The 16,596-nt window shown below is 71.1% G+C and carries 15 protein-coding genes; 11 read left to right on the plus strand and 4 right to left on the minus strand.

Going from position 1 to position 16,596, the window contains the following annotated elements; translation table 11 throughout:
- Window positions 1-9 precede the first annotated feature (9 nt).
- From dxr to AB5L97_RS07255, 5 genes are read left to right on the plus strand one after another with little or no spacing between them, the layout of a single operon-like run.
- A complete protein-coding gene (gene dxr, locus AB5L97_RS07235; protein WP_307957346.1) occupies window positions 10-1,239 on the plus strand; it encodes a 1-deoxy-D-xylulose-5-phosphate reductoisomerase in 1,230 nt (409 codons plus the stop codon).
- Window positions 1,240-1,248: 9 nt separating this feature from the next.
- On the plus strand, window positions 1,249-2,580 hold the full coding sequence (locus tag AB5L97_RS07240) for a M50 family metallopeptidase (protein WP_369047025.1): 1,332 nt from the start codon (window positions 1,249-1,251) through the stop codon (window positions 2,578-2,580).
- A gap of 18 nt (window positions 2,581-2,598) precedes the next feature.
- Window positions 2,599-2,904 (plus strand): YciI family protein, encoded by a 306-nt coding sequence (locus AB5L97_RS07245; RefSeq protein ID WP_369047026.1) that lies wholly within the window; start codon window positions 2,599-2,601, stop codon window positions 2,902-2,904.
- 36 nt (window positions 2,905-2,940) lie between these two features.
- Complete coding sequence (gene ispG, locus AB5L97_RS07250) at window positions 2,941-4,107, plus strand: flavodoxin-dependent (E)-4-hydroxy-3-methylbut-2-enyl-diphosphate synthase (RefSeq protein ID WP_369047027.1); 1,167 nt, start codon at window positions 2,941-2,943, stop codon at window positions 4,105-4,107.
- Window positions 4,061-4,948, plus strand: a complete 888-nt coding sequence (locus tag AB5L97_RS07255) for a GNAT family N-acetyltransferase (protein ID WP_369047028.1) — start codon at window positions 4,061-4,063, stop codon at window positions 4,946-4,948. The genes ispG and AB5L97_RS07255 overlap by 47 nt, the downstream gene beginning before the upstream one ends.
- A gap of 6 nt (window positions 4,949-4,954) precedes the next feature.
- On the opposite strand, the gene AB5L97_RS07260 is transcribed toward AB5L97_RS07255, so the two are convergent.
- The 4 genes from AB5L97_RS07260 to AB5L97_RS07275 form a co-directional block, all read right to left on the minus strand.
- Window positions 4,955-5,572 (minus strand): TetR family transcriptional regulator, encoded by a 618-nt coding sequence (locus AB5L97_RS07260; protein ID WP_369047029.1) that lies wholly within the window; start codon window positions 5,570-5,572, stop codon window positions 4,955-4,957.
- On the minus strand, window positions 5,569-6,324 hold the full coding sequence (locus tag AB5L97_RS07265) for an ABC transporter permease (RefSeq protein WP_307957352.1): 756 nt from the start codon (window positions 6,322-6,324) through the stop codon (window positions 5,569-5,571). The genes AB5L97_RS07260 and AB5L97_RS07265 overlap by 4 nt, the downstream gene beginning before the upstream one ends.
- Window positions 6,321-7,109, minus strand: a complete 789-nt coding sequence (locus AB5L97_RS07270; protein ID WP_307957353.1) for an ABC transporter ATP-binding protein — start codon at window positions 7,107-7,109, stop codon at window positions 6,321-6,323. The genes AB5L97_RS07265 and AB5L97_RS07270 overlap by 4 nt, the downstream gene beginning before the upstream one ends.
- A 92-nt stretch (window positions 7,110-7,201) precedes the next feature.
- Window positions 7,202-7,507, minus strand: a complete 306-nt coding sequence (locus AB5L97_RS07275) for a DUF2249 domain-containing protein (protein WP_307957354.1) — start codon at window positions 7,505-7,507, stop codon at window positions 7,202-7,204.
- A gap of 52 nt (window positions 7,508-7,559) precedes the next feature.
- Here AB5L97_RS07275 and AB5L97_RS07280 point away from each other — a divergent pair, with 52 nt between their 5' ends.
- The 6 genes from AB5L97_RS07280 to AB5L97_RS07305 all read left to right on the plus strand — a co-directional run bounded on the left by AB5L97_RS07280 (window position 7,560) and on the right by AB5L97_RS07305 (window position 16,580).
- A complete protein-coding gene (locus AB5L97_RS07280) occupies window positions 7,560-8,378 on the plus strand; it encodes a helix-turn-helix domain-containing protein (protein ID WP_369047030.1) in 819 nt (272 codons plus the stop codon).
- A complete protein-coding gene (locus tag AB5L97_RS07285; protein WP_369047031.1) occupies window positions 8,375-9,583 on the plus strand; it encodes a hypothetical protein in 1,209 nt (402 codons plus the stop codon). Before AB5L97_RS07280 ends, AB5L97_RS07285 begins: the two co-directional genes overlap by 4 nt.
- Window positions 9,583-12,321 (plus strand): multicopper oxidase domain-containing protein, encoded by a 2,739-nt coding sequence (locus AB5L97_RS07290; RefSeq protein ID WP_369047032.1) that lies wholly within the window; start codon window positions 9,583-9,585, stop codon window positions 12,319-12,321. Before AB5L97_RS07285 ends, AB5L97_RS07290 begins: the two co-directional genes overlap by 1 nt.
- 127 nt (window positions 12,322-12,448) lie before the next feature.
- Complete coding sequence (locus AB5L97_RS07295; RefSeq protein ID WP_369047033.1) at window positions 12,449-14,317, plus strand: proline--tRNA ligase; 1,869 nt, start codon at window positions 12,449-12,451, stop codon at window positions 14,315-14,317.
- Window positions 14,318-14,326: 9 nt separating this feature from the next.
- Complete coding sequence (locus AB5L97_RS07300; RefSeq protein ID WP_369047034.1) at window positions 14,327-15,130, plus strand: sulfite exporter TauE/SafE family protein; 804 nt, start codon at window positions 14,327-14,329, stop codon at window positions 15,128-15,130.
- 43 nt (window positions 15,131-15,173) lie between these two features.
- Entirely contained in the window at window positions 15,174-16,580 is a 1,407-nt protein-coding gene (locus AB5L97_RS07305; RefSeq protein WP_369047035.1) for a pyridoxal phosphate-dependent decarboxylase family protein, read from the plus strand.
- Window positions 16,581-16,596: the final 16 nt, after the last annotated feature.

Raw genomic sequence — 16,596 nt, forward strand, 5'->3', positions numbered from 1 at the left:
ACTGGGCTCATGCAGACTTCCGGTGCCGAGCCACGCTCCAAGACACAGCGTTCAGTCATCATCCTCGGCTCGACCGGCAGCATCGGAACCCAGGCACTCAACGTCGTCGACGGCGCTCCCCACCGGTTCCGCGTCACGGCGCTGAGCGCCGGCGGCGGCAACATCGACGCGCTCGCCCGCCAGGCCGTCCACACCCGGGCGGAAGCCGTCGGCGTCGCCGCCGGCAACCTCGACGAGCTCCGCACGGCCATCGAGGAGCATGCGGACCGCCGCGGAGCCGTCGGCTACAGGCCCGAGCTGTTCGCCGGCCCCGACGCCTCCACGCGCATCGCCGCCTGGAACGGCGGAAGCGGCCCAGCGGACGTCGTGCTCAACGGCATCACGGGAAGCATCGGCCTCGCGCCCACCCTCGCGGCACTCGCCTCGGGGGCGAAGCTTGCGCTCGCGAACAAGGAGAGCCTCATCGTGGGCGGCGCGCTCGTGACGGGGGCGGCGGCGCCCGGGCAGATCGTGCCCGTCGACTCGGAGCACTCGGCGATCGCGCAGTGCCTGCGTGCGGGCCGCGCGGACGAGGTCGAGAGGCTCATCCTCACCGCGTCCGGCGGTCCGTTCCGCGGGCGCAGCCGCGACGAGCTCGCGCGGGCCACCCCGGCCGAGGCCCTCAACCACCCGACGTGGGACATGGGCAAAGTCGTCACCACGAACTCCGCGACGCTCGTGAACAAGGGGCTCGAACTCATCGAGGCCCACCTCCTGTTCGGCGTCCCCCTCGAGGCGATCGACGTCGTCGTGCACCCCCAGTCCGTGGTCCACTCGATGGTCCAGTTCACCGACGGTGCCGTGATCGCCCAGGCGAGCCCGCCGGACATGCGGCTGCCCATCGCCCTCGGCCTGGGCTGGCCGGACCGAGTGCCGCGCGCGGCGCAGCCGTGCGACTGGAGCCAGGCCACCGCGTGGACGTTCGAGCCCCTCGACACGCGGGCCTTCCCGGCGGTCGAGATCGCGCGGGACGCCGCGAAGCAGGCCTCCACGTTCCCCGCCGTCTTCAACGCCGCCAACGAGGAGGCCGTCGGGGCCTTCCACGCGGGCAGGATCGGATTCCTCGACATCGTCGACACCGTCGAGGCCGTCCTGTCCGAGCATGGCGGTTCCTCGGAACTCTCTGTGGATTCCGTCCTGGCGGCCGAGGAGTGGGCACGAGCCCGGGCCAACGAGCGTTTGAGTACGCAGAAGTCCTAGGAGCGTTACGTGAACCCCACTGTCCTGTTCATCCTCGGCGTGCTGTTCGTCGCCGTGGGCATTGCCGTGTCCATCGCCCTGCACGAGGTGGGCCACCTGATCCCCGCCAAGCTGTTCAACGTGCGCGTCACGCGCTACATGATCGGCTTCGGCCCCACCGTGTTCTCATTCAAGCGCGGTGAGACGGAATACGGAATCAAGGCACTCCCGCTCGGCGGCTACGTGGCGATGGTCGGCATGTACCCGCCGAACATCCGCGACGGCTCCGTGCGCCGCTCGAGCACCGGGATGTTCCAGAGCCTCGCCGAGGCGGCGCGGGACCAGGCACACGAGGAGGTTCGGCCCGAGGACCACGGGCGGCTGTTCTACCAGCTGCCGGCGTGGAAGAAGATCATCATCATGCTCGGCGGTCCGGCCATGAACATCGTCCTCGGCATCGTGTTCACCGCAATCCTGCTCATGGGCTTCGGGATACCCCAGCCCACCACGCAGATCGCCAACGTCTCCGCGTGCATGGTCGCTTCCAACGAGCAGGCGCCCACAGACACGTCCACGTGCACGAAGACCCCCGCCGCGGCGGCCGGATTCCAGCCCGGGGACACGGTCGTCGCGTTCAACGGCAAGCAGGTCACCGGCTGGGACCAGCTCACCGCCTGGATCCGCGACTCGGCCGGCCGCGAGGTCACGGTGACCCTCAAGCGCGGCACGTCCGAGATCCAGACCAAGCTCACGCCGGTACTCAGCGCGAGGCCCGTGCTCGATGCGGCAGGCCAGCCAGTCAAGAACCCGGACGGCTCCTACCAGACCGTGCAGGCGGGCTTCCTCGGCATCGGCTCGCGCCAGGCCCTCGTGCCCCAGCCGGCGACCAGCGTGCTCCCTGCCGTCGGCGACAACATCGCCCAGGTGACGGGCGTCGTCGTGAATCTCCCGGCCCGCGTGGTCGCGGTAGGCCAGGCAGCCTTCAGCAGCCAGCCGCGCGACCCGAACGGCCCGATCAGCGTGGTGGGCGTGGGCCGCGTGGCCGGCGAGGTCGCCGCGATGGAGGACATCCCGCTCAACGCGCGCCTCGCGACGCTCTTCGGCATCGTCGCGGGCGTCAACCTCGCCCTCGCCGTGTTCAACCTGATTCCGCTCCTCCCGCTCGACGGCGGGCATGTGGCGGGCGCGCTCTACGAGGGCGCACGACGGCGCGTGGCGGCGTGGCGGAAGCGTCCGGACCCGGGACCCTTCGACATCGCCAAGCTCCTCCCGCTCACCTATGTCGTGGCCAGCGTGCTCATCGGCATGAGCGCGCTTCTCATCTACGCGGACATCGTCAAGCCGGTGAAGCTGTTCGGCTGAGGGGGATAGGCTGATCCTATGACTGTCTTCGCCGTTGAATACCGCTACGTGTCCGCTCCGGACGAGGCGGTCAGCCGACTCGACGAGGTGCGTCCCACGCACCGCGCCTGGCTCCGTGAACGAGCCGACTCCGGCGATCTCCTCGCGAGCGGCCCCATCGGCGACGGGGCCAGGGCCCTGCTCATCTTCCGGGCGGCGGACCGGGCAGCCCTCGACGCGCTCCTGGCCCAGGACCCGTTCCAGAAGGCTTCCCTCGTCGCCGAGACGAATGCGCCGGAGTGGAATCCCATCATCGGCCGCCTCGCCGACGCCGCGACGGTCTGAACCAACCCCCACGCAGCACCCGTAAGGAGCCCTCCAGTGACCTCGGTCAGCCTCGGAATCCCCGCCGCCCCGCCGCCCGTCCTCGCGCCCCGCCGCGCGACCCGGCAGATCAAGGTGGGCTCGGTCGGCGTCGGCTCCGATTCCCCGGTCAGCGTCCAGTCCATGACGACGACACCCACGACCGACATCAACGCGACGCTCCAGCAGATCGCCGAGCTCACCGCGGCCGGATGCGACATCGTGCGCGTCGCGTGCCCCTCGGCGGACGACGCCGAGGCCCTGCCGATCATCGCCAAGAAGTCGCAGATCCCCGTCATCGCGGACATCCACTTCCAGCCCAAGTACGTGTTCGCGGCCATCGAGGCCGGCTGCGCGGCCGTCCGCGTCAACCCGGGCAATATCCGCAAGTTCGACGACCAGGTCAAGGAGATCGCCCAGGCGGCCAAGGACCACGGAACGTCGATCAGGATCGGCGTCAACGCCGGATCGCTCGATGCCCGCCTCATGAAGAAGTACGGCAAGGCGACTCCGGAGGCCCTCGTCGAGAGCGCGGTCTGGGAGGCGAGCCTCTTCGAGGAGCACGGCTTCCACGACTTCAAGATCTCGGTCAAGCACAACGACCCCGTGGTCATGGTGCGCGCGTACGAGCTCCTTGCCGAGCGCGGCGACTGGCCGCTCCACCTCGGAGTCACCGAGGCCGGTCCCGCGTTCCAGGGCACCATCAAGTCCGCGACGGCGTTCGGCGCCCTCCTGTCGAAGGGCATCGGCGACACCATCCGTGTCTCCCTCTCGGCCCCGCCCGTCGAGGAGGTCAAGGTCGGCATCCAGATCCTGCAGTCCCTCAACCTGCGCCCGCGCAGGCTCGAGATCGTCTCATGCCCCTCGTGCGGTCGTGCCCAGGTGGACGTCTACAAGCTCGCCGAAGAGGTCACTGCCGGCCTCGAGGGCATGACGTTCCCGCTCCGTGTTGCCGTCATGGGCTGCGTGGTGAACGGCCCGGGCGAGGCGCGCGAGGCGGATCTCGGCGTCGCATCCGGCAACGGCAAGGGCCAGATCTTCGTCAAGGGAGAGGTCATCAAGACCGTCCCCGAGAGCGAGATCGTGGAGACTCTGATCGAAGAGGCGATGAAGATCGCTGAGGAGATGGGGGAGGCCGGTGGAGAAGATACTGTCCAAGGCGGCCCCGTGGTCACCGTCTCGTAGCCGCCCCGCGGGGCGCGCTGTCCGTCGGCTGACGGACGACGACACGATCGCCCTCGCAGAGCTGGCGGCGGCGGACCCCGTGGCGAACGTCTTCGTCGCCTCGCACCTCGCCGCGCACGGCACGGCCGCGGTGACCGGGACGGGTGCCGAGATCATCGGAACGTTCGACGGCGACGGGCGGCTTGCGAGCGCGTGCTGGCTCGGTGCCAACATCGTCCCGGTGGGGGTCCCGGTGGCCCATGCGCCCGCGTATGCGGACGTGATCCGCCATTCGCGCCGCCGGTTCGCCTCGATCTTCGGACCGGCTGACGCGGCGCTCGCGATCTTCGCCGAGCTCGCCGGCCCGGCAGCCCGTGACATCCGCCGCGACCAGCCTCTCCTCGCGATGGAGGGACCCCCAGCGGTGCCCGCCGACCCGCAGGTGCGCGTCACCACGCTCGACGACTTCGACGCCGTCGCGCCCGCGTGCGTGTCGATGTTCGAGGAGGAAGTCGGCTACTCCCCGGTGGCGGGGGGCAGCGACAACTACTATCGGCGCGTCCGCCAGCTCATCGCCGAGGGCCACTCGTTCGCGAGCTTCGACGCGCAGGGCGAGGTCGTGTTCAAGGCCGAGCTCGGCGCAGTCTCCCCGGCGGCATCGCAGATCCAGGGCGTCTGGGTGCGGCCCTCGCACCGCGGCGAGGGGCTCAGCCACGGCGGCATGGCGGCCATCGTCGAACAGGCACAGCGGTTCGCCCCGATCGTGAGCCTGTATGTGAACGACTACAACCACAAGGCCCGGGCGAGCTACCGGCGGGTGGGCTTCGAGCAGGTGGGGACCTTCGCCACCGTCCTCTTCTGAGGGCCCCTACACCCCCGGCGCGCCGCCGAACGGGAGCGGACCCGTGAGGATGCGCTGCACGGCGGGCGCGAGGAAGGCCTCAGCATCGGCTTGGCGCAAAGCTGCGATGGGCTCGAGCTCCACGAGATACCTGGCCACGAGGAAGCCCACCACCTGAGTCGCTGCGAGGGACGCACGGAGCTCTCGCTCGGCGTCGTCATAGGGCAGGCCCGCGGCGACCTTGCCGATGATCTGCCGGCGCACCACCTCGCGCAGCAGCCGCGTCCTGGCCGTCGAGCCGATCGTCGTGCGGAAGAACGCGGCGAGCACGTGCTTCTGGGGTCCCTCCCACAGGGACATGACGGCGTGGGCAACGACCCGGCCGCGGCCATCGGCAGTCGAGGAATCGATGCCGGCGAGGAGGTCGCCCGGATCGGCGGGAAGCGAGACTGCGGCCGCGAACAGCCCGTCCTTCCCGTCGAAGTAGTGATGCACGAGCGCCGGGTCCACCTTGGCCTCGCGGGCCACCTGGCGCAGGCTCACGGCGTCGAATCCGTGTTCGGCGAAGAGGTGCGTCGCGGCGGCGACGATCCGCGCGCGGCGATCGCCGCCGTCGTCCGGCCGGCCCCGCCGCAGCGGATTCACGAGCTCTTCCGCGGCAGGGTGAAGGAAGCGAGTATGAGCAGCCCGACGACGATCGCGGCCATGACGCCGAAGTCCCGCCACATGGTCGCCGAGGGATCGGCGTTCTTGGCGATCTCCTGCAGCGCGTCGACCGAGTAGGTCAGCGGCATCCAGTCCGAGATCGTGTGGAACACGTCATTCATGTGGTCGCGGGCCACGAAGAGCCCGCACAGCAGGATCTGCGGGATGACGACGACGGGCATGAACTGCACGGCTTGGAATTCGGTGCGCGCGAAGGCGCTGCAGGAGAGCCCGAGCGCCACTCCGAGGACGGCGTTCACGACGGCGACGAGCACCACGTAGCCGCCGTTGCCCTTGATGTCGAGGTTGAACACCCAGTACGCGACGCCGGTGGCGATGGCCGACTGGAGTGCGGCCATGATCGAGAACGCGATGCCGTAGCCGAACAGGAGATCGGCGGTGTGGATCGGCGTCGTCATGAGACGCTCGAGGGTCCCGGTGGTTCGTTCGCGGAGCATCGTGATCGACGTGATGAGGAACATGACGATGAACGGGAAGATCGCCAGCATGATGAGGCCGACCCGGTCGAACGTGCGGGGCGCACCGGGCGGCAGCGTCTCGTTCTCGTAGAGCCAGTAGACCACAGCGAGCAGCGCCGAGGGCACCACGACGATGAGCGCGAGACTGCGCCGATCATGGCGCAGCTGGGACAGGACACGGGCCGCCGTGGCCAACAGCATCCGAGGGTTCATGCTGCATGCTCCTTGGTCGGGACCGGCAGGCCGGCCGCCTGGCGCTCGAGGTCGGCGCGGATGATCCCGAGGAACGCCTGCTCGAGATCGCTGCTCCCGCCGCGCTCACGGAGGCCGTCCGGCGTGAGCTGGGCCAGCATGCGGCCCTCCCGCAGGAGCAGGAGCGAGTCGCAGCGGGTGGCCTCCTCCATGACATGGCTCGAGACGAGGAGGGTTGCACCCCCGTCGGCGAGCGCGCGGAAGCGTTCCCAGAGGTCGACGCGCAGCACCGGGTCGAGGCCCACTGTCGGCTCGTCGAGGACGAGGAGCTCAGGGTCGCCGACGAGCGCGCACGCGAGCGAGACGCGGCTGAACTGGCCGCCGGACAGGTCTGAGGCCTTTCGCCGGGCAAGGTCCGCAAGGCCGACGGCGGCGACCGCCTCGCGCGCGTCCGCCGCCGACCTGCCGTGGAGCGCCCCGAAGTACCGCACGTTGTCGAGGACGCTCAGGTCCCGGTAGATGCTCGCCTCCTGGGTCATGTACCCGATCGCGTGGCGCAGGCTCGCCGCGCCCGCGGGGCGCCCCAGAACGGTGAGGGACCCCTTCCACAGCCGCTGGACGCCCACGATGCTCCGCATGAGCGTGCTCTTGCCGCTCCCGGACGGGCCGAGGAGCCCCGTGACGCGCCCTTGGGGGACAGCGAACCCGAGGTCGTGGAGTATCGGCTTGCGATGGATGCGGACGGACAGCGAGTCTGCTTCGATGGCGGGCGGCGTCGTTGCGGCGTGGGCTGGGGTGTGGTCCATGGCTGACTCCCGAGAGAAGGGAAACGCTCAATTCATCACGTGATGAATTGAGCGTACGGCCGGGGTGCCGGCCGGTCAATGCCCCGGGCGGGTCAGGCCTCCCTGCGGAACTGGACCTTCCACTCCTCGGGCCCCTCTGAAAGGTAGGCGACCCCGAAGGCGCCCTCGCGGTACCGCTGCTCGACCTGCGCCAGCAGGGGCAGTGGTGCGTGGTTGGCAATGATGACGAGCCCCGAGCCGACCGGGAGCGAGTCCAGTGCGCCGAAGATCGTCGCGTGGCGGATGGCATGCGGGATGACGCGCACGTCGAGTTCGGGGAAGCCCTCGGCGTCATGCTCCCCGCACGCGCACGAGGACTTCTGGGTCAGGGTCAGCGGGTTCGCCTCGGTGTATTCCATGCCATGTCCTTCCGGTGGGTTTTGTGGGTCAGACTTTACTACAATAAATTCCGTGATAAATAGTCCGCTCGGCCCTCAGCCCACGTCGCCCGGTCCCGCGACCCCGCTCTCGGGTGCGCGCGCCGCGATTCTGGACCGCCTGCGGGGAAAGGAAGGGCCGAGCACGGTCGAGGCGCTCGCCCGCGAGATGGGACAGCACCCCAACACCGTGAGGGAGCACCTCGAGGCCCTCGTGGGCGTGGGCCTCGCCGAACTCGCGGACGGACCCCTGCTGGGGGAGGTCCGTCCGGCGCGGCGAGGGCGCCCCTCGAAGCGCTACCGCGCCGTCGAGCAGGCCGGCGGATCTCTGGGGTACGCGGAGCTCGCGGGAGCGCTCGCCGCGGAGCTCGCGCGCCTCGCGCCGGATCCGCGTGCTGCCGGGGCGGAGGCGGGCCGCGGCTGGGCCCGCCAGGCCCTCGGCCCGGCCCCGGTGCCCGTCACCGCCTCCGACGCACGACGCCGCGTGCTCGCCGAACTCGTTGAGCTCGGCTTCGGCATCGAAGCGGTGTCGTCGCGGACCCGCCGGGCCGACGCTGGTGCTCCGGGCGGCTCCGGCGGCGAGGCCAGCACCGGCGGCGAGGCCGATACCGGCCTTCCGGCCGACACCGCGTCTGGGTCCGACACCGACGTCGCGGCCGGGGCGGCAGCGACCGTGCGCCTCGTGCGGTGTCCGCTCCTATCCGCGGCGAGGGACCAGCCTTGCGTCGTGTGTTCGGTCCATGCCGGGCTCGTCGAGGAGTCCCTGCGGCTTCTGGGCCACGACGATCTCGGCTCGCGCCTCGAGCCGTTCGCCGAACCCGGAGCGTGCCTGCTCACGATCGGCCGTCCATGAGCCCCAACCCGGCGCCCAAGGTCGCCACGACCATCTGGCCGCGTGCGCTGCTCCTCGCGCTCGGCGGGGCATCCCTCCTGGCCGGCCTCGACGCGGCGCTGGTCCTGCTCGGCGTCGCCGCGCCCGTTGGCGGTGACACGGCTCCGGTGCTGCCGCCCTCGCACGGGATCCTCATGGTGTTCGGATTCGTGGGCACACTCATCGCCCTTGAGCGGGCCGTCGCGCTGCGCCGTGTGTGGGGGTACTCCGCTCCGGCGCTCCTGGGTATCGGGTCCGTCGCCCAGCTGGTTCCCGTGCTCGGTGCCGGGACCGCGTGGGTGCCGCGCGCCGTCGTGCTTGCCGGGGCGGTCATGTTCGCCGTGGTCTACGTGCCGCTGTGGCGCCGCCAGCGCGACCCCGCGGTGCTCGTCCAGGCGCTCGGCGCCGTCGCGGCGGCCGGCGGCGCCGGCCTGTTGGCGACCGGGGTGAGTGTGGCCGCCGTCGTGCCGTGGTTCGCTGCGTTCCTCCTGGCCACGATCGCCGGGGAGCGGCTCGAGCTCGCCCGGCTGAGGATCCGCGGAGGCTGGGCGGAGCCGCTGCTCGTCACCGCGTGCGCCGCGATCGTGGCGTTGGGCCCCGTGACCCTGCTCTGGCCCACCGTGGGGTATCCGCTCTTCGGGCTGGGACTGCTCGGCCTCGCCGCGTGGCTCGTCACGTACGACGTCGCGCGGGCCACCATCCGCTCGCCGGGCCTGCCGCGCTTCGTAGCCGCGTGCCTGCTGGCCGGCTACGCGTGGCTCGGCGTGGCCGCGGGGGTATGCCTCTTGACGCCCGGCGCCCCCTCGGGGGCCGCCTACGACGCGTTCCTCCACGCGATGTTCCTGGGCTTCGTCATGTCCATGATCATGGCCCACGCGCCCGTGATCCTGCCCGCCGTCCTGCGCCGGCCCCTGCCCTACCTCTCCGCGATGTGGGTCCCGGCCGCGCTCCTGCACGCTACCCTCGTGCTGCGCCTCGCGGTCGGTGACGCGCGGGGGGACATCGTGGCGTGGCAGTGGGGCGGCATGGGCAATGTCGCGGCCGTGCTCGCCTTCGTGGCCCTCGCGGCCTATGCGGCGGCCACCGGGCGGCGAGCGCCCGCCGGGCGCGTCACCCAGGGCCCCGTACCCAGGAGCCGAGCTGGGGAGCCCGCGACGGGTCGAACACGTCGGGAGGGCGCAGCATGATGCCGTCCCTTCCCCCCAAGGGGTCGAAGCCCGCCAGCGGATCGGGTCGGGCCGGGCGTCCCGGCACGGGCCGGGCATCGTGGCACCGGTGGGCGAACGCCCCGACGCTCGCGTGGCTGCTGGCCATCGCCGTGCTTGCGGGCATCCACCGCGGCATCCCGGCGTCCGGATGGCTCCTGACCCACCTCGCCTTCCTCGGTGCCGCGACCAACGCGATCCTCGTCTACTCGTGGCACTTCGCCGAGGCGCTCCTGCGCCTGCCTGTGCCGTCACGCCGCGCTGTCGCGGTCCGGATAGTGCTCCTGAATGCAGGCGCCGCGGCGATGGTCGGCGTCGTGTCCGGGTTCTGGCCGGCCTCGGTCACCGGTGCCGCAGCGGTGGGGCTGGCCGCGGGATGGCATGGTGTCGCCCTGCTCGTGCGGGTCCGCCGTGCACTGCCCTCGAGGTTCGCGTCGACGCTGCGGTATTACCTCGCGGCATGCGCCCTCCTTCCGTTCGGAGCGGCGGCCGGAGCCGTGCTCGCCCTCCCCTGCGCGGACGACGGCGAGCTCCACGCGCGCCTCCTTCTCGCCCACGAGTCGGTCAACGTGCTCGGCTGGGTGGGACTGAGCGTGCTGGGAACCCTCGTGACCCTCCTGCCCACCATGCTGCGCACTCGCGCCGACGATGCCGCCGAGCCCACGGCGCGCCGCGCGCTGTGGTTCCTGTTGGCCGGCGTCCTCGGCGCAGCGGCCGGCGCGCTCGCGGGGCAGCGCCTCGTCGTGGCGGCCGGACTCCTGGCGTACTTGATCGGTGTCCTGGTCTCCGCGGTCCCCCTCGCCCGCGCCGTCCGCAGCAAGCCCCCCGTAGCCTTCGCACCGCTCTCCGCGGTCGCGTCGCTCCTCTGGCTCATCGGAGCGCTCGCACGACTTCTGTGGATCACCGCCGCGGTTCCCGACTGGGACGCCCTCCACATCGCCCTGGGCGACCTCACCCCCGCGCTCGCCGCCGGCTTCGCGGCCCAGGTGCTCCTCGGCGCGCTCTCGTACCTGCTGCCGGTGGTCTTCGGGGGTGGCCCGTCCGTGGTGCGGCGGCGCACGGAGATGCTTGACGCTGGCGCGTGGCTCCGCGTGGTCCTCGCCAACGGCGCGCTCGCGCTCTACCTGCTCCCCGTGCCCAGCGCCGTGCGGGTCGCCGCGGCCGTGGCCGGGCTCCTCGCCCTCAGCGCGTTCGTGTGGCTTGCCCTCAGGGCGTTCCTGTCCCGGCCCCGTGCGGAGGACCAGGAGCGCCACGCCGCTGGCTCGGGGCCCATCGCCGTGGGCGCTTCGGTGCGCAGCAGGCTCGGGTCGGGCGCGGTGGGGCTGGCCGTGCTCCTCGCGGCAGTCGTGGCCGGCGTTGCGGCGGATCCGTCCGTGATTCCGGCCGCGGCCGGTGGCTCGCCCGCGGCCGCGGCGGGTGCGGTCGGAGCGAAAGGAGGCGGCGGCGTCGTGCCTACCGGGCACACCACCACCGTGGACGTGGTGATGTCCGGGATGCGCTTCGTGCCGGACAGCGTGAGCGTGCCGATCGGGGACAGGCTCGTCATCAACCTGACCAACAAGGACCAGACCCCGCACGATCTCGTGCTCGCGACAGGCCAGGACTCCTCCCGCGTGTACCCCGGCCAGAACGGCAGGCTCGACGCCGGCGTGATGGGCGCGTCCGTGGACGGCTGGTGCTCGGTGGTGGGGCACAAGCAGATGGGCATGGTGTTCCGCGTCAACGTCACCGGCGCCCAGGGAGGCGCCGCCCCCAGCACTCCTCAGGCGATGGACATGCCGGGCATGCAGCACGCGGCTACTGCGTCGCCCGGCGCCCCGGCCAACGCCTCGACGGCCCCGCACACCCCGTACCCCGCAGACCTCCCGGCCGTGCCCGCCGGCACCACCCATAAGGTGACGCTCACTGTGCGGGACACGGTCGCCGAGGTGGCGCCCGGTGTCACCCAGACCCTTTGGACCTACAACGGCACCGCGCCGGGCCCCGTACTGCACGGGCGCGTGGGGGACACCTTCGAGGTCACGCTCGTCATCGACGCCTCCACTGGGCATTCGATCGACTTCCACGCCGGGACCATCGCCCCGGACGGGCCCATGCGGACCATCGACCCGGGCCAGCAGCTCACCTACACCTTCACGGCCGCTCAGCCGGGGATCTGGATGTACCACTGCTCCACGATGCCCATGTCCCTGCATATTGCGAACGGGATGTTCGGCGCCGTCGTGATCGATCCGCCAGACGCGCCGCCGGTCGACCATGAGTTCGTGCTCGTCCAGAGCGAGCAGTACCGCGGCGCAGCAGCCAGCGGGGTCCCCGGGATCGCCGGCCCTGACGCGGTCTCGGCGAAGATCACTGCGGGCACCCCGGACGCAGTCGTGTTCAACGGCTACCCGAACCAGTACGACGCCGCGCCGCTCGCCGTGCGCGCGGGCGAACGGGTGAGGGTGTGGGTGCTCGATGCGGGCCCCGACCGGGCGACGTCGTTCCACGTGGTCGGCGCGCAGTTCGGCGCCGTGTGGTCCGAGGGCGCCTACCGCCTCGCCCCTGGGGCCGGCGGAGTACAGTCCGGGGCGTCCCAGGCCATGGACCTCGCCCCGGCGCAGGGCGGCTTCGTCGACCTGACGTTCCCCGAGGCGGGCAACTACCCGTTCGTGAGCCACTACATGGTGGACGCCGAACGCGGCGCGCACGGCGTCTTCGCCGTTGCTGCCGCGAGGTGAGTGTCCTGTGCGCACGGCGTGTGCGCCGTCACTCCAGCGATCGGGGAGTTGCAGTGCTGGGATACATTGGTAGCTGACTTTCCCTGCCCTGGAGCCTGATCGGCTCAGCTTCGAGAAACGGATGCCCGTGGTCCTGCGACTCTCCACCCTGTTCCTGCGTACCCTCCGCGAGGATCCCGCCGATGCAGAGGTCGCGAGCCACAGGCTCCTCGTCCGCGCCGGCTACATCCGGCGCGCCGCACCTGGCATCTACACGTGGCTGCCGCTCGGCCTCGCGGTCCTGCGGAAGGTCGAGCAGATCATCCGCGAGGAGATGGCCGGGATCGGCGCGCAGGAGGTCCACTTCCCGGCCCTGCTGCCGAAGGAGCCCTACGAGGCCACGAATCGCTGGACGGAGTACGGCGAAGGCATCTTCCGCCTCAAGGACCGCAAGGAGGCAGACTACCTCCTTGCCCCGACGCACGAGGAGATGTTCACGCTCCTCGTGAAGGACCTGTACTCCTCCTACAAGGACCTTCCGCTCTCGCTGTACCAGATCCAGAACAAGTACCGCGATGAGGCCCGCCCCCGGGCCGGCCTCCTCCGCGGCCGCGAGTTCATCATGAAGGACTCGTACTCGTTCGACGTCGACGACGCAGGCCTGGACGCCAGCTATGCGAAGCACCGCGAGGCATACGTGAAGATCTTCGCGCGCCTCGGCCTCGAGGTCGTGGCCGTGAAGGCGACCGCTGGCGCGATGGGCGGGTCCAAGAGCGAGGAGTTCCTCCACCCGACCGAGATCGGCGAGGACACGTTCGTCCGCTCGCCCGGCGGCTACTCGGCCAACGTCGAAGCCGTCTCGACGGTCGTCCCCGACGAGATCGACTTCGCCGGTGCCCCCGCGGCGCAGGTGCTCGACACACCGGACACCCCGACCATCGACTCGCTCGTCGCTGCCTCGCAGACCATCTTCCCCAACCCCGAGCGCGAGTGGACCGGCGCGGACACGCTCAAGAACGTGGTCCTCGCGGTCACGCTGCCCACCGGCGAGTCCCAGCTCGTGGTCATCGGCCTCCCGGGCGACCGAGCCGTGGACCTCAAGCGTGTCGAGGCCAACATCGGGGCGTTCCTCCCCGTGGCGGGCGAGATCGGAATCGAGGCCGCGAACGATGAGCAGCTCAAGAAGCAGCCGCTCATCGTCAAGGGCTACCTCGGCCCCGGCCTCGACCGCGATGAGGCTCTCCTCGGCCTCGAGGGCAAGACCAAGATCCTCTACCTCGTGGACCCTCGCGTGGTCTCCGGCACCCGCTGGATCACCGGCGCGAACGAGCAGGGCAAGCACGTCTACGGTCTCGTGGCCGGCCGCGACTTCGGCTGGGACGGCGTCATCGAGTGCACCGAGGTCCGAGCCGGCGACCCGGCCCCGGACGGCTCCGGCCCGCTCGAGACGGCGCGAGGCATCGAGATGGGACACATCTTCCAGCTCGGCCGCAAGTACGCCGAGGCCCTCGAGCTCAAGGTCCTCAACGAGAATGGCAAGCAGGTCACGGTCACGATGGGCTCGTACGGCATCGGCGTGACCCGCGCCGTCGCGGCCCTTGCCGAGTCCAACCACGACGACCGCGGCCTCATCTGGCCGCGCGCCGTGGCCCCGGCGGACGTGCACGTCGTGGCCGTCGGCCGGGGCGAGGAGATCTTCGCCGAGGCCGAACGCATCACGGCCGAATTCGAGGCCCGCGGTCTCACCGTCATGCTCGACGACCGGCCGAAGGTCTCTCCGGGAGTCAAGTTCGGCGACGCCGAGCTCATCGGCGTGCCGACCATCGTCGCCGTCGGCAAGGGATTCGCCACTGGCACCCTCGAGGTCAAGGACCGGCGCTCCGGCACCGCGGAGGACGTCCCCGTCGCCGAGGTCGTGGACCGCATCGTCGCACAGGCCAGCGGCAAGGCCAGCGGAAGCCCCGCTGAAGCAGCCAGTGCTGTGGTGCGCGAGACGGCCGCGGCCGACGTCGACTAGCGCGTCGGCGTGCTCAGCGGCTTCGAGGCACTCGATCCGCTCACCCTTGCGCTGATTCTCGTCGCGGGCTTTGCGGCCGGGTGGGTCGACGCCGTCGTGGGCGGCGGCGGACTCATCCAGCTGCCCGCGCTCCTCGCGGTGCCCGGCATCGCGCCCGTCCAGGCCCTCGCGACGAACAAGATGGGCTCGGTCTTCGGCACGACGACGAGCGCGGTCACCTACGCGCGCCGCATCCGGCCAGACCTGCGCACTGCCATCCCGATGGCGCTCGTCGCGCTCGCCGGCGCATTCGGCGGGGCGGCAGTGGCCACAGTGCTGCCGGGCCGGGTGTTCAAGCCGATCATCCTGGCCGCGATCATCGCGGTTGCGCTCTTCACCGCCTTCAGGCCGCAGATGGGCCAGTACACGCAGCTGCGGCTCAAGGGCCGCAGGCACCTCGCTGCCGCATGCGGGCTGGGGCTCGCGATCGGGTTCTATGACGGCCTCATTGGCCCGGGCACGGGATCGTTCCTTGTCATCGCCCTTGTCTCCGGGATGGGGTACGCATTCCTCGAGGCGAGCGCGAAGGCCAAGATCGTCAACATGGCCACCAACATCGGCGCGATCGTGCTCTTCGCCGTGTTCGCGCCGGGAGGGACGCTCCTCTGGGGCCTCGGCCTGGCTCTGGGCGCCGCGAATATGTGCGGTGGGTACCTCGGCGCACGCATGGCGGTAGCACGGGGCAACACGTTCATCCGGTGGGTCTTCCTCGCCGTGGTTGCGGCCCTAGCGGTCAAGCTCGGGATCGACGTCTGGAACGAGAACTTCGCTTAGCGCAGGACTTTCGGGACGGGGGAGCCGGGCTTATCCTGCCCGCATGCTGCGCCCCGAAGACTACGACGAACCTCTCGCCCGCGCCGCCACGCACGCCCGGAAGTGGCTGGCCAGTGTGCCCGAGCGCCATGTCGCGCCGAGGACGACGGCGGATTCGCTCGCCGAGGCGTTCGGTGGCGCCCTGCCCGAGGCAGGCCTCGCCCCGGCGGCGACCGTGGACCTCTTGGCGTCAGCTGCCGAGCCGGGCCTCACGGCCATGGCCTCTGGTCGGTTCTACGGATTCGTGATCGGTGGCACCCTCCCTGCGGCCATGGCCGCCGACTGGCTCGTGAGCGCGTGGGACCAGAACGCGGGCCTGCGCTTCGCCACGCCCGGCGTCGTCGCCGCCGAGGAGGCCGCCAGCCGGTGGGTGCTGGACCTCCTCGGGCTCCCGGCGGGCGCGGACGTCGGCTTCACGACCGGGGCGAGCATGGCCAACTTCAGCGGGCTCGCCGCTGCCCGGTGGAGAGTCCTCGAGCGGGCCGGGTGGGACGTCAACGCGGACGGCCTGACCGGTGCTCCGCGGATCCGCGTCTTCGTCGGGGCGCAGCGGCACGACACGGTCGACATGGGGCTGAGGCTGCTCGGACTCGGCGCGCCGATCACGGTGGACGTCGACAGCCAGGGGCGCATCCTGCCCGACGCGCTCGGAGACGCGCTTGCGCACGGTTCAAGGGGTGACGGACCGGCGATCGTCTGCCTCCAGGCGGGGAACGTGCACTCCGGTGCGTTCGACCCCTTCTCGGAGTCCATCGCCGCGGCTCGCGAACACGGAGCATGGGTCCACGTCGACGGGGCCTTCGGGCTGTGGGCCGCCGCATCGCCGGCCACCCGGCACCTCATGGCCGGAGCGGAGCAGGCCGACTCGTGGGGCACCGACGCGCATAAGAACCTCAACGTCCCGTACGACTGCGGGATCGTTGTCTGCCGCGACGTCCCGGCCCTCCGGACGGCGCTCGGGATGCACGGCGACTACCTCATCCACGACCCGCTCGGGGACCACGGTCCCGGGGATCCGTTCGAGAAGGTGCCCGAGCTGTCGCGGCGTGCCCGCGGTGTGCCGGTCTGGGCAGCTCTGAGGTCCCTCGGCCGGACCGGAGTCGACCATCTCGTGTCCGGGCTCGTGGCCAACGCCAGCGAACTGGCCCGGCGCATCGGGGCGCTGCCCGGCGCCGAGGTGCTCAACGACGTCGTGTTCAGCCAGGTGTGCCTCGCATTCGGCTCAGACGCGCGCACAGAGGCGGTCGCGGACTGGCTCGTCGCGGACGGGCGCGTGTGGATGACCGGCTCGCGCTGGCACGATCGCACGGTGCTCCGGATCTCGGTGGCCAACTGGTCCACCGACGCGCGCGACATCGAGGTGAGCGTCGCCGCGGTGCGTGCTGCCCTGGAGGCAACAGAGGGCCTGTGACTGACGGGACGAGTCC

It is taken from the genome of Sinomonas sp. P10A9 (assembly GCF_041022165.1).
Lineage (GTDB): Bacteria > Actinomycetota > Actinomycetes > Actinomycetales > Micrococcaceae > Sinomonas > Sinomonas puerhi.

Coding starts and splice junctions, on each gene's coding strand:
- AB5L97_RS07305 (WP_369047035.1), top strand. CDS start 15,174: ATGCTGCGCCCCGAAGACTACGACGAACCTCTCGCCCGCGCCGCCACG.
- AB5L97_RS07290 (WP_369047032.1), top strand. CDS start 9,583: ATGCCGTCCCTTCCCCCCAAGGGGTCGAAGCCCGCCAGCGGATCGGGT.
- AB5L97_RS07265 (WP_307957352.1), bottom strand. CDS start 6,324: ATGAACCCTCGGATGCTGTTGGCCACGGCGGCCCGTGTCCTGTCCCAG.
- AB5L97_RS07275 (WP_307957354.1), bottom strand. CDS start 7,507: ATGGAATACACCGAGGCGAACCCGCTGACCCTGACCCAGAAGTCCTCG.
- dxr (WP_307957346.1), top strand. CDS start 10: ATGCAGACTTCCGGTGCCGAGCCACGCTCCAAGACACAGCGTTCAGTC.
- AB5L97_RS07270 (WP_307957353.1), bottom strand. CDS start 7,109: ATGGACCACACCCCAGCCCACGCCGCAACGACGCCGCCCGCCATCGAA.
- AB5L97_RS07285 (WP_369047031.1), top strand. CDS start 8,375: ATGAGCCCCAACCCGGCGCCCAAGGTCGCCACGACCATCTGGCCGCGT.
- AB5L97_RS07245 (WP_369047026.1), top strand. CDS start 2,599: ATGACTGTCTTCGCCGTTGAATACCGCTACGTGTCCGCTCCGGACGAG.